The organism is Arthrobacter parietis (assembly GCF_039530425.1).
GTDB classification, from domain to species: Bacteria; Actinomycetota; Actinomycetes; order Actinomycetales; family Micrococcaceae; genus Arthrobacter_D; species Arthrobacter_D parietis.
The window spans coordinates 651,321-663,811 of the sequence record NZ_BAAAON010000001.1 but is presented as its reverse complement, the minus strand read 5'-3'; the positions used below and the strand labels follow the sequence as shown (position 1 = coordinate 663,811).

The window sequence follows — 12,491 nt, the reverse complement described above, 5'->3', positions numbered from 1 at the left end:
GAACCTTTCATGATCGCGGCAACTCGATGACCACCGTGGTTCCTTCGCCCAGCTCGGACTGGATGACCAGCGATCCGCCGTGCCGTTCCACCGCTTCGGCAGCTATCGACAGGCCCAGCCCAGTACCGGGAATCTCTGCGGCCACCGAGTTGGTCGCGCGGTAGAAGCGGGTCAGCAGCTGGGGGAGCTCGTCTGCTGGAATACCCATGCCTGCGTCTTCGACCGTCACCTGCACTGCCCCGTTCTCGGTTGCGAGGCTCACGGTGACCTTCCCGCCGTCGGGACTGAATTTCACGGCGTTGGACAGCACATTCACAAAAGCGCGCTCCAGCAGCGCCCACATGCCACTCACATACAGCGCCTGATCAGTAGGCAGGACCTGAATCGAGACGTTCTTTCTGGTAGCGAGCGGCAGCAGGTCGGCGGTGACCGTCTCAAGCAGATGAACCAGGTCAATCGACGCGTCGCCGAGCTCCGTACCGGCGTCGAGCACTGACAGAGCAAGGACGTTCTCCACAAGGCTGCTCAGGCGCTGACCGTTGCGTTCAATGATTTCCAGCATCTTCCCCGCCGGCGCGGGCAGATCACCGCCGTCGCCGTCCTGCAGCAGCTCAACGTACCCGAGGATCGAGGAGAGAGGAGTTCGCAGCTCGTGGTGCACCGTAGCCACGAAACCGTTCTTGGCCGCATCGAGTTCGCGCAGCCTGTCCACCACCTGCTGCTGGCCGACGATCAGCTGGCCCTGGATCATCCCGTGGGCAAGGTTTCCGAGCAGGTGTTGCAGCAGGGCGATCTCGGCGCCCGACCACTTGCGCGCACCGCGGTCAGCGACGATCCACACGACGCCGAACGGCGTAGCGCCCTCTCCGATCGGCAGCAGCAGGCCGCTGCTGTCGAAGCCCTCCATCCGAGCGTGAATCCGCGGCATCGTCTCCGGAACCTCAGTGAGCTGCCCGGCGATCACTGCGAGGGAACCCGAGGTACGCCACAGCTCAGTCCCGAGCACCCACAGTTCATCCAGTAATTCACTGACGTCATTCGGTTGAGCGCTTCCGACACCGCGCTGCCAGCGGGCACCACCGTAGGAAACCCGGGCGTCGTCAAAGGTATGAAGGGTCACGTCCTCCGCACCGAGTGCTTCTCCGATTCCCTGCAGCGCCAGTTCAACCATGTCCGCTGGTTCGTTGGTCTGGCGGATGTCGTCGGAGATGCGCCGCACCCGGTCCCGCAGGAACGCCGATTCATTCCGCCGTTCTTCGCGAAGCCGGTTACGGTGGATCGCGGTATTGACCCGGTGCAGCAGCTCCTCGGAGGCAATCGGCAGCAGCAGGTAATCGCTGGAGCGCATCGCCAGCTCGGGATGGGACGTCACCTGCTCGGCCGACTTCGCTGTCAGCACCACCGGGATATTCCGCGGCAGCAGGTGGTCGGCTTCCTTGGCGATGGTCGCCAGATACTCCAGTGCAATGTCCGCACCGACGACGGCGACATCAGCCGTGAGCTCCCGCGCCGCATCGATGGCCGGGCTGACCGTGCTGTGCGCGGCTACGGTGAAACCGGCGCTGCGCAGGCCGCCGGCAATCTGGTTGAGCAGGTCGATGTCCGAGTCAACCACCAGGGCAGTGCCCCCGGCAGTAGTGATCTCGCTGGTTGCGCGCAAGACTCGTCCCCTTGTGTTCAAAATTGCAGACCGTTGGTACAGCAGGTTCTGCCGAGTCTAGCGATGTGCCGGTTGTCCCGCTGACCGGGAACGGTAGGATCGTGCATCAGCCGCCCTGACGAAAGGCCTGATCGTGCGCCGTGGCACCAATCTTCCCCGCATGGGGGACTTCAACCAGAGTGTCATTCTCGATGCCGTCCGCCGGTCCAGTGAGGGCCTCAGCAGGGTTGAACTGGTGGACCTGATCGGCCTGTCCCCGCAGGCCGTCTCCAACATCACCCGGCGCCTGCTCTCCGAGGAACTGATCGTGGAGGCCGGCAAATCCGGCAGCGGACCGGGTAAGCCGCGGACCATCCTGCGCATCAATCCCTCCGGCCGGTACGCGGTCGGCGTGCACCTGGACCCTGCGCTGATGACGGTGGTGCTGATGGACCTGATGGGAGTGGTGCTGCACCGCCGGGTTCGGGATACGCCGCTTGGCACCGAGCCGGGCCAGATCATCGACGCGATTGCCGGTGAGGTACGCGCCCTGCTCGCCGAGTCATCCGTGGACCAGACCCGCATCGAAGGAATCGGGGTGGCACCTCCGGGGCCGATCGATCAGCCGGCGGGCGCCGTCGTCGACCCTCCCCTCCTGATGGGCTGGCACCGTGTTCCGCTGCGGGATGCGCTCGCGGAGGCCACCGAGATGCCGGTCTTCGTCGAGAAGGATGTGACGGCGGCAGCGGTTGCGGAGATCTGGGGCGGCGGCCACGGGAGCACGCAGAGCTTCGTCTTCGTCTATATCGGCACGGGTATCGGCAGCGGCATAGTGGTGGACGGTGAGGTGCTGCGCGGAACCTCGGGCAATGCCGGGGAGATCGGGCACATCGTGACGGACCCCAACGGCCCCGAGTGCGCCTGCGGGATGCGCGGATGCATTGCGGTGACATGTGATCCGCAGTCGCTCGTGCGCGAAGCCGAGCGCGCCGGCGTGCTGAGCACCGAGCGGCACCGTAGCGGTGATGTGGCTGACGGGCTCGTGCGGTTGTGCGCAGCGGCGGAGGCGGGGGACAGGATCGCCTGTGACATCATCACCACTGCTGCCGTGCGCACGGCCCGCGCTGTGTCGGTCCTCGCCAACGTGCTCGACGTCGACCGCGTGGTCTTCGGCGGGCCGTTCTGGGCGCCGTTGGCGAACCGGTACCTGGAGGTGGTGCCGTCGTCGTTATTGGACTTCCGGGCTGCGCGGAGTATCCATCCGGTGGAGGTGGTTTCCACCGGGATCGGCGACGACGTTGCGGCCGTCGGAGCCGCCTGCCTCATGCTTGAGCGGACGCTGGGTCCGCGCGCTGAGCGGTTGATGCTGGCGCGCTAGTTCCCCCCCCTGATCTTTTGCGCAGCTCCGGCGACTTTGCATGCCGTGGAAGTCGCCGTAGGTGCGCAAAACTTCCGGGGTTGACAGATACCCCCTGGGGGTATAGTTTACTGGTACCGGAGTCAGGAAGTCCGAGCCCGCTCACCGGGCCGCATACTCCTTGAAGGTCATTCGATGCGGCCGTCGCCACGTTCGGTTCATGAGCAGCGGCAGGCCAAACATTCCTCCATCAACGCCTGACTTTCCAGGTCCCTCGGAAGGCTTTTCTCGAGGGCCGAAGGGAATCATCATGAAACACCAGACTTCAGGTCACGCAGACTCGCAGGTCGCGGACCACGAAATGCCCGGGGACCCCACGCATTCCACACATTCCTCCCACGCCGATTCCGAAGTGCATACGCATGGCCAGCATGCCGGGCACTCCACCGCTATGTTCAAGAACCGGTTCTGGATCAGCCTGATCCTGGCCGTTCCCGTTGTCCTGTTCAGCCACATGTTCGCCGAGATCGTCGGCTACACGCTCCCTGACTTCCCTGGCGCCCTATGGATTTCGCCGATCCTGGGCACGGTCATCTTCTTTTACGGCGGCGCACCGTTCCTCAAGGGCGGCATTTCCGAGCTGAAGTCCCGTCAGCCCGGCATGATGCTGCTGATTGCCATGGCCATCAGCGTTGCCTTCATCGCGTCCTGGATCACCACGCTTGGGATCGGTAACTTCAACCTCGATTTCTGGTGGGAACTCGCTCTGCTGGTGGTGATCATGCTGCTGGGGCACTGGATGGAAATGCGTGCCCTCGGCTCAGCCGCCGGCGCCCTCGACGCTCTGGCAGCACTCCTGCCGGATGAGGCGGACAAAGTGACCGACACCGGTATCGAGACTGTGCCGGTCAGCTCGCTCGCTAACGGCGATATAGTCCTGGTCCGCTCCGGTGCCCGCGTTCCGGCCGACGGCGACATTGTCGACGGCGCCGCCGAGTTCGATGAGTCGATGATCACCGGCGAGTCGCGCACGGTCTCCCGCGCCGTCGGCGAGACGGTGGTTGCCGGCACGGTCGCAACGGACAACGCCGTGCGGGTGCGGGTCACCGCCGTCGGCTCGGACACCACGCTGGCCGGGATCCAGCGCCTGGTCGCAGAGGCGCAGGCGTCCTCCTCCAAGGCGCAGGCACTCGCGGACCGTGCGGCGGCGCTGCTGTTCTACTTCGCGCTGACCGCGGGCATCCTCACCTTCATCGCCTGGCTGCTGCTCGGCAGCCCGAATGACGCGGTGATCCGGACCGTGACCGTGCTGGTGATCGCCTGCCCGCACGCCCTCGGCCTGGCGATTCCGCTGGTCATTGCCATCTCCACGGAGCGCGCGGCCAAGAGCGGTGTACTGATCAAGAACCGGATGGCGCTGGAGCGGATGCGGACCATCGACGTCGTGCTGTTCGACAAGACGGGCACGCTCACTGAAGGCCGTCACGCTGTGACCGCTGCCGCCGCCACCGGCGGTGTTGCAGAGGCCGAACTGCTGGCCCTGGCAGGCGCTGCCGAATCCGACAGCGAGCACCCGGTGGCCCGTGCCATTGTGCAGGCGGCGGCGGACAATCCTGACGCCGTAGCCTTCGGTTTCCGCGGCGCCGGGTTCTCGTCAATGACGGGACGGGGAGTGCAGGCGGAAGTCAACGGTTCCCAGATTGCTGTCGGCGGCCCCAACCTGCTCCGGGAACTCTCCCTCGATACGCCGCCGGACCTGAGCGGCGCCGTCTCCGAATGGATGGGCCGCGGCGCTTCGGTGCTGCACGTGGTCCGGGACAGTGCCATCATTGGTGCGCTCCGGCTTGAGGATCGGGTACGGGATGAGTCCCGGGCGGCCGTGAAGGCGCTGCAGGATCGCGGAGTCAAGGTTGCAATGATCACCGGAGACGCGCGCCAGGTGGCTGAGGCCGTCGGTGCCGAGTTGGGCATCGATGAGGTCTTCGCTGACGTGCTGCCGCAGGATAAAGACTCCAAGGTAGCCGAGCTGCAGTCACGCGGGCTCAAGGTGGCCATGGTCGGCGACGGCGTGAATGACGCTCCTGCGCTGGCCCGCTCGGAAGTGGGGATTGCGATCGGTGCGGGCACCGACGTCGCAATGGAATCTGCCGGCGTCGTGCTGGCGGGAAATGATCCGCGGTCGGTGCTGGCGATGATCGACCTGTCCCGGGCCAGCTACCGGAAAATGATTCAGAACCTCGTCTGGGCCACCGGCTACAACGTCCTCGCCGTTCCGCTGGCTGCGGGAGTGCTCGCCTTTGCGGGCATCGTGCTCTCGCCCGCCGCCGGGGCCGTGCTGATGAGCGTCTCCACCATTGTGGTTGCGCTGAATGCGCAGCTGCTGCGCAGGATCGACCTCAACCCAGACCGCATCACCCAATGAATCAGAAGGATCAGACCATCATGAAGCGTTACCTATCCCTTTCAGCGCTCGGTGTTGCCGCCGTCGTCATGCTTGCCGGCTGTGGGGCTGCCGATCCGGGTGAATCGGCAGCCGGCTCATCCGGCAGTGAGGTGTCCGGGGAGCATAACGACGCCGACGTCATGTTCGCGCAGATGATGATTCCCCACCATGAGCAGGCGGTTCAGATGAGTGACGTCGTTCTCGCCAAGGACGGCCTCAGCCCCGAGATCACCGAGCTGGCCACCCAGGTCAAGGACGCCCAGGCGCCCGAGATCGAGACGATGACAGGCTGGCTCGATGCCTGGGGAGAGCCGGTTGAGGGCCACCACATGGAATCTGCTGACGGCGAGGACGGCATGGACGGCATGCTGAGCGAGGACCAGATGGGCGAGCTTGAGGCCGCCGAGGGCGAGGAGGCAGCGCGCATGTTCCTCGAGTCCATGACCGCTCACCACAACGGAGCCGTGGACATGGCACAGGAGGAAATCGAGAACGGCGAGAACCCTGAGGCCATTGCGCTCGCCGAAGACATCGTCGAAACGCAGGAGGCGGAAATCGAGGAGATGAAGGAGTTGCTCGCGGAACTGTAGGCGGCAGGCTCTAGGCTGGTTTCCACCACCGTTGATTCGGCAGGACACGCCCTGAATGGTTGGCCATGAGGGGCGTGTCCTGCTCATTCAACGGGGGGATTGTGGGATAAATCCACTCGATGTACTATTTCCGGTATCGGAAGTCTCCCGATGCCTAAGTTTCAAAGGAGAAACCATGCGCGGCGCCTCTCGAACCCTCCCAGCAGCGGCGGTTGCCGCGCTCCTCGTCCTCAGCGGCTGCGCAGGCGGCGGCGGAGAGGAGGAGGCCACGGACAACACCCTGCGGATCATCTACCAGAAGGCCGGCGAGGCCTCTCCGCTGGACACCCTCATGCAGACCACCAAGGAACAGTTCGAGGCCGCCAATGAGGGCGTCACCGTGGAACTTGAGCCGGTCGAGGGCACTGATGAGGACTACAACACCCGCCTTGCGCTCTCGCAGCGCTCGCCGGATACCGCTCCCGACGTCTTCTATGAGGACACCTTCCGTCTCCGCTCCGATGTCGAGGCCGGGTATCTGCTCAATCTCGACGAACACCTTGCCGGTTGGGATGAGTGGGACGCCTTCAATGAGCGCGCAAAGGAAGCAGGAAAGGCGGACGACGGCGGCACCTACGCGGTGCCGCTTGGCACCGACACCCGGGTCATCTGGTACAACAAGCAGGTGCTCCAGGACGCCGGGATCGAGGTTCCCTGGCAGCCCGAATCATGGGATGACCTCCTCGAAATGGCACGTACCGTCAAGGAAGCGCAGCCTGATTCACGGCCGTTCAGCATGTACGCGGGAACGGGCACCGGTGAGGGCACCGTCATGCAGAGCTTCTACGAGCTGCTCTACGGCACTGAAAGCGGCGGTCTCTATGATGACGAGTCGTCGAAGTGGATTGCCGGATCCCAGGGCTTCGTCGATTCGCTGGCGTTCCTGAAGACTCTCTATGACGAGGAATACGCCGTTACCCCGGCCGAGGCCCTCGATCCCAACGTGTGGCAGGTAGTCCTCGGCACCATGCTGCCGGAAAACCAGATGGCAGCCACAGTGGAAGGTTCCTATGCGCCGTCGTTCTGGCAGGAAGGCGGCATGTTCGAGTGGCCGGAGTACGCGGACGTGATGGGCGTTGCGCCGTTCCCCACCCAGAACGGCCAGGAGCCCGGAGCCACGAGCATGTCCGGCGGTTGGACCCTGGCCATCGGTGCGGGTGCGGAGAATCCGGACCTGGCGTTCGAGTTCCTCACCACCGCCATGAGCCAGGAAAACCTGCTGCAGTACACGGTGGACAGCTCGCAGATTGCTGTGCGTACGGATATCGCCGAAGCGCCCGAGTACCTTGACGCGAACCCGTTCGTGGCGGATGTCTCGGCGGTGCTTGATGTTACGAACTACCGGCCTGCAACCTCCAACTATGCCGAGATTTCGACGGCAGTGCAGGAAGCCACCGAAGCCGTCATCACCGGCGGAGCCACTCCCGAGGAAGCGGCTGCAACGTACGACGAGGCCTTGACGGCGATTGTCGGCGAAGAGAACGTCGTCGAGGAGTAGCCATCTCCTCCACGGTCACTTCCCGCGGTTCGTCCTCCGGCGCCGCGCGCCGCGGCGGCAGCGGGAACAACAGCCAGGAGCGGGAGCGTAACGGACGGGCCTCCCGCTCCCTGGCGTCGGCGTTGAAGCTCATACCCCTGGCCCCGGCGATCATCCTTATTGGGATCTTCCTGGCCGGACCGATCATCTGGTCCTTCTACGGGTCCTTCACCAACGCCGCCCTGACCGGCCCCAACGCGAAGAACCCCGAGTGGATCGGCCTGGAGAACTACACCACCCTCTTCGCTGATCCGCTCTTTCCGCAGTCACTGCTGCTCACCGTTGTCTTTGTGCTGGTGTCGGCTGTTATCGGGCAGAACTTCCTCGGACTTGGCCTGGCGCTGCTGATGCAGCGGGCACATAAGGCGGTTGCCGCCGTCGTCGGCGTATGTGTGGTGGCAGCGTGGGTACTGCCGGAAATTGTGGCAGCTTTTGTTGCGTACGCGTTCTTTTTCCGGGACGGGACGCTGAATCAAATCACCGGCTTTGCGAGCTTGCCGGCGGTGGACTGGCTCTTTGAGCATCCGATGCTCGCCATTATTCTCGCCAACATCTGGCGGGGGACGGCGTTCTCGATGATGGTCTACCAGGCGGCGCTCAATGACGTGCCGAAGGAGATTACGGAGGCCGCGGAGATCGACGGCGCGAGCGGCGCCAAGTCGCTGGTCTTCGTCACGGTGCCGATGATCCGGCGCAGCATCGCCACCAACCTGATGCTGATTACGCTGCAGACCCTCGCCGTGTTCACGCTGATCTACGTGATGACCGCCGGCGGGCCCACCAACCGGAGCACCACCCTGCCGATCATGGCGTACGAGGAAGCCTTCCGCTACAGCGACATCGGCTACGGCACGGCGATCGCGGTGGTCATGCTGATCATCGGCGCCGCGTTCTCCCTCGCGTACATCCGCCTGCTGCGCGAGAGGAAACCCTCATGAGCGGGCCGGTTTCCAGTACGACGACGGCGGCGCCCCCGGATTCGCAGCGGTCCCGCAGCGTCCGCCAGGGTGCCCGCAGCCTGCGCCGCGGGGCGCCCAGCTGGAGCGCCAGTGTTGTCCTGGCCGTGATCGCCCTGTGTTTCGTGGTACCGCTGAGCTGGCTGGTGCTGGCGTCCTTCGATGCTGAAGCGACGTACGAGACTGCCCTGCCGGCGTCGTTCTCTCTGGCCAACTTCACCGCCATCCTGACGCCGGAACAGACCTTTGTGCCGCTGTGGAACAGCTTCATCCTGTCCGGTGGATCGGCGGCGCTGACCGTGATTGCCGCAGTGTTGGCCGCCTACCCGCTGTCCCGCTTCAACACCCGGTTCAACCGACCGTTCCTCTACACCGTGCTGTTTGGCACCTGCCTGCCGATTACGGCGATCATGGTTCCGGTGTACAGCCTGTTTGTGCAGCTGAACCTGCTGGATTCACTCGCCGCGACCACGTTTTTCCTCGCCGCGACGTCCCTGCCGATGGCCATCTGGATGACCAAGAACTTCATGGATTCAGTGCCGGTGTCACTCGAGGAAGCGGCGTGGGTAGATGGCGCGTCCGCCATGAAAGCGCTGTGGCACATTGTGGTGCCGCTGATGCGGCCGGGACTCGGCGTCGTGTTCATCTTCGTGTTCATTCAGGCGTGGGGGAACTTTTTTGTGCCGTTCATCCTGCTGTTCTCGCAGGAAAACCAGCCCGCAGCGGTAAGTATTTTCCGGTTCTTCGGGCAGTTCGGGACGGTCGCGTACGGGCAGCTGGCCGCATTCTCGATCCTCTATGCACTGCCCGTGATTGTCCTGTACATCCTCGTTTCGCGTGTGTTCGGTGGCTCCTTTGCCATGTCCGGCGCCCTGAAAGGTTAGCTTCATGCATGACAATCGACTTCTCGTCGAGGCGCGAATCGCCCGATTCCTTGCCGAGCGGCTGACCCCTGCGGTCTGGCCGGTCTCCGTGCCGCTCGAGATTTCCGCCTGGCAGGCGGCGGGGGAACCGGTGCCGTTCTCTTCCGTCGTCGCCGAGCAGTTCGAGCCGTTCGTTGTGGGCTCCATGTGGGGGCGACCGTGGGGAACCACCTGGTTCCGCTTCACCGCGACCGTGCCGGAGGAGTGGTCTGTCTCTTCCGGGCACCAGCTTGAGGCCGTGATTGACCTCGGATTCTCGACGATCATGCCGGGCTTTCAGGCCGAGGGGCTGGTGTACGCGCCGGACGGCCGGGTGATCAAGGCACTGGAGCCGCTGAACATGTGGGTTCCGCTGGACGCGGCGCCGGGCACCGCCGTCGAGTTCTATGTTGAGGCGGCGTCCAACCCCAACGTCATTGACGGGTTCACTTACCAGCCCACGCCGTTGGGGTCGCTGTCCACCGCAGGTTCGGATCCGCTATACACGTTCCGCCGGGCGGAGGTGGCGCTGTTCGACCGCGAGGCATGGGAGCTGGGCCAGGATGTCTGGACGCTGAACGGACTCATGCATGAGCTGGCGGTTGACCTGCCGCGCCGGCACGAAATCCTGCGCGCACTGGAGAAGGCGGTCAACGCCGTCGACCCAACGGATATCTCCGGGACAGCATCGACGGGCCGCGCCTGTCTTGCTGCGGTTCTGGCTGCGCCGGCGCACGCGAGCGCTCACCGGTTGCACGCTGTGGGCCATGCGCATATCGACAGCGCCTGGCTCTGGCCGGTCCGGGAGACAGTGCGCAAGGTGGCGCGGACGTTCTCCAACGTGCTTGAGCTGATGGACCGCAATCCGGACTTTGTGTTTGCTGCTTCGTCGGCGCAGCAGTACGCGTGGCTCAAATCGTCCTATCCGGAACTGTTCGAGCGGGTCGCGGAGAAGGTCCGGTCCGGGCAGTTCGCGCCGGCCGGCGGCATGTGGGTGGAGTCGGATACCAATATGCCGGGCGGCGAGGCGCTTGCGCGGCAGTTTGTTGCCGGTAAGCGCTTCTTCCTCGAGAACTTCGGCGTGGAGCCGCTGGAGGTGTGGTTGCCGGATTCCTTCGGGTACTCGGCTGCACTGCCGCAGATTGTCCGTGCGGCGGGGTCGGAGTACTTCCTCACCCAGAAGATCTCGTGGAACGAGACGAACCTGTTCCCGCATTCGTCCTTCAACTGGGAGGGCATTGACGGCACGAGGGTCTTCACGCACTTCCCGCCGGTGGACACCTACAACTCGGATCTCAGCGGACCCGATCTTGCCCGCGCCCAGCGGAACTACCGGGAGAAGGGCGCCGCCAACACCTCGCTGGTCCCGTTCGGCTGGGGCGACGGCGGTGGCGGACCCACCCGGGAGATGCTCGCCGCTGCTGCCCGCGCCGCTTCCCTCGAGGGGTCGCCGACTGTGACTCTGTCTTCTCCTGCACGGTTCTTCTCGGAGGCAGCCGCCGAGTATCCGGATGCACCGGTATGGTCCGGTGAGCTGTACCTTGAGTTCCACCGCGGCACGTACACCTCGCAGGCGCGGACCAAGCGAGGCAACCGTCGCTGTGAACACCTGCTGCGTGAGGCTGAGCTGTGGTGCACGCTTGCCGCGGTCCGTTCAGGTTTTGCGTATCCCTACGACGAGCTGGAAACCGCCTGGCATACGGTGCTGTTGCAACAGTTCCACGACATCCTGCCGGGATCCTCGATTGCCTGGGTCCATGAGGAGGCCGAGCGGAACTATGCGGCGGTCACGGCTTCGCTGGAGTCGCTGATTGCCGCGGCGTTGGAGGCGCTGCTGGGCGACGGATCAGCGACAGCCGCGCTGAATGCTGGCCCCTATCGCGTGGAGGGTGTGCCTGCGCTGGGAGGTGCAGCGCCGTCGTCGTCGGCTGTTTATGAACCGGCACGCGAGGGGTCCTCGTGGGTGTTGGAAAGCGAATCCCTGCGGCTGACGGTTGATGAGAACGGGTTGTTCACCTCCTTGGTGGTTGACGGCTTGAGTGCGTCCGGCGGGCGGGAAGTCATCCCCGCGGGCACGAGCGCCAACGTGTTCCAGCTGTTCCGGGATACGCCGAATCAGTGGGACGCCTGGGATATCGATGAGCATTACAAGTTCAATGTCACCGAGCTGACCGAGGCGGCGTCCGTTGATGCGGTCGGTTCCGTGTTGCGGGTGGAGCGGGTGTTCGGGAAGTCGCGGCTGGTTCAGCGGATTTCGTTGAGTGCTGACGGCACCGCGGTGAACCTGTCGATCGAGGTTGACTGGCATGAGCAGCAAAAGCTCCTCAAACTCGCGTTCCCGGTGGATGTGCTGGCTGATCGTGCGGCGTCGGAGATCCAGTTCGGGCATATCCAGCGACCGACGGCCACGAACACGTCCTGGGATGCTGCGCGGTTTGAGACGGTGGCGCACCGCTGGGTCCACGTGGGGGAACCCGAGTTTGGGGTGTCGCTGGCGAATGATTCGACGTACGGCTATGACGTCACCCGGGCGGAGTCGCCGTCCGGTGTTCCCCACACGCTGCTTCGTGCGTCGCTGTTGCGGGGGCCGCTGTTTCCGGACCCGCAGGCTGACCAGGGAGCGCATACCTTCGAGTTTTCGCTGCGGCCGTCGTCCGGAATCGCTGAGGCGGTTGCGGAGGGCTATCGGTTGAATCTGCCGGTGCGTACGGTGGCCGGCGTGGGGTCTTCAACTGTTGAGCCGGTCCTGACGGTCTCCAACCCAGCAGTGGTGGTGGAGGCAGTGAAGCTGGCCGAGGACCGGAGCGGTGATGTTGTGGTGCGGCTGTATGAGGCGTTCGGAGGGCGGGCTTCGGTGGTGCTTTCGGCCGGCTTTGAGTATTCCTCCGTGATTGCCACGGACCTGTTGGAGCGGCCGGTTTCGGCGGACTGCGTCCAAACCACCGACGACGGCGGTGTTGCTCTCTCGCTGCGACCCTTCCAGTTGGTGACGCTGCGGTTTCGGCGGGTGTGAAGTTCCAACGCGGGT

8 protein-coding genes are annotated in these 12,491 nt (G+C 64.5%); 7 read left to right on the top strand and 1 reads right to left on the bottom strand.

Annotation, left to right across the window (positions count from 1 at the left end; translation table 11 throughout):
* Window positions 1-7 precede the first annotated feature (7 nt).
* Window positions 8-1,660 (bottom strand): ATP-binding protein, encoded by a 1,653-nt coding sequence (locus ABFX19_RS03110; RefSeq protein ID WP_346027415.1) that lies wholly within the window; start codon window positions 1,658-1,660, stop codon window positions 8-10.
* Between the two features lie 160 nt (window positions 1,661-1,820).
* On the opposite strand from ABFX19_RS03110, the gene ABFX19_RS03105 reads away from it, so the two are divergent.
* The 7 genes from ABFX19_RS03105 to ABFX19_RS03075 all read left to right on the top strand — a co-directional run bounded on the left by ABFX19_RS03105 (window position 1,821) and on the right by ABFX19_RS03075 (window position 12,476).
* On the top strand, window positions 1,821-3,017 hold the full coding sequence (locus tag ABFX19_RS03105) for an ROK family protein (protein ID WP_346027414.1): 1,197 nt from the start codon (window positions 1,821-1,823) through the stop codon (window positions 3,015-3,017).
* 289 nt (window positions 3,018-3,306) lie between these two features.
* Window positions 3,307-5,418, top strand: coding sequence for a heavy metal translocating P-type ATPase (locus ABFX19_RS03100; protein ID WP_428831004.1), 2,112 nt, complete (start codon window positions 3,307-3,309; stop codon window positions 5,416-5,418).
* A gap of 20 nt (window positions 5,419-5,438) precedes the next feature.
* The gene (locus ABFX19_RS03095; protein ID WP_346028030.1) at window positions 5,439-6,029 is read left to right on the top strand and encodes a DUF305 domain-containing protein; all 591 of its coding nucleotides are present in this window, start codon (window positions 5,439-5,441) and stop codon (window positions 6,027-6,029) included.
* A 175-nt stretch (window positions 6,030-6,204) separates the two neighbouring features.
* Window positions 6,205-7,566: an extracellular solute-binding protein gene (locus ABFX19_RS03090; RefSeq protein WP_346027413.1), complete on the top strand. Its 1,362-nt coding sequence runs from the start codon at window positions 6,205-6,207 to the stop codon at window positions 7,564-7,566.
* A 122-nt stretch (window positions 7,567-7,688) separates the two neighbouring features.
* Window positions 7,689-8,543, top strand: coding sequence for a carbohydrate ABC transporter permease (locus tag ABFX19_RS03085; protein ID WP_346027412.1), 855 nt, complete (start codon window positions 7,689-7,691; stop codon window positions 8,541-8,543).
* Complete coding sequence (locus tag ABFX19_RS03080; RefSeq protein WP_346027411.1) at window positions 8,540-9,445, top strand: carbohydrate ABC transporter permease; 906 nt, start codon at window positions 8,540-8,542, stop codon at window positions 9,443-9,445. The genes ABFX19_RS03085 and ABFX19_RS03080 overlap by 4 nt, the downstream gene beginning before the upstream one ends.
* Window positions 9,446-9,449: 4 nt before the next feature.
* The gene (locus ABFX19_RS03075) at window positions 9,450-12,476 is read left to right on the top strand and encodes an alpha-mannosidase (protein WP_346027410.1); all 3,027 of its coding nucleotides are present in this window, start codon (window positions 9,450-9,452) and stop codon (window positions 12,474-12,476) included.
* The last annotated feature ends 15 nt before the right edge of the window (window positions 12,477-12,491 follow it).

Excerpts from the sequence above, each read along its gene's own strand:
- ABFX19_RS03105 (WP_346027414.1), top strand. The coding sequence starts at position 1,821 with ATGGGGGACTTCAACCAGAGTGTCATTCTCGATGCCGTCCGCCGGTCC.
- ABFX19_RS03100 (WP_428831004.1), top strand. The coding sequence starts at position 3,307 with ATGAAACACCAGACTTCAGGTCACGCAGACTCGCAGGTCGCGGACCAC.
- ABFX19_RS03095 (WP_346028030.1), top strand. The coding sequence starts at position 5,439 with ATGAAGCGTTACCTATCCCTTTCAGCGCTCGGTGTTGCCGCCGTCGTC.
- ABFX19_RS03090 (WP_346027413.1), top strand. The coding sequence starts at position 6,205 with ATGCGCGGCGCCTCTCGAACCCTCCCAGCAGCGGCGGTTGCCGCGCTC.
- ABFX19_RS03080 (WP_346027411.1), top strand. The coding sequence starts at position 8,540 with ATGAGCGGGCCGGTTTCCAGTACGACGACGGCGGCGCCCCCGGATTCG.
- ABFX19_RS03075 (WP_346027410.1), top strand. The coding sequence starts at position 9,450 with ATGCATGACAATCGACTTCTCGTCGAGGCGCGAATCGCCCGATTCCTT.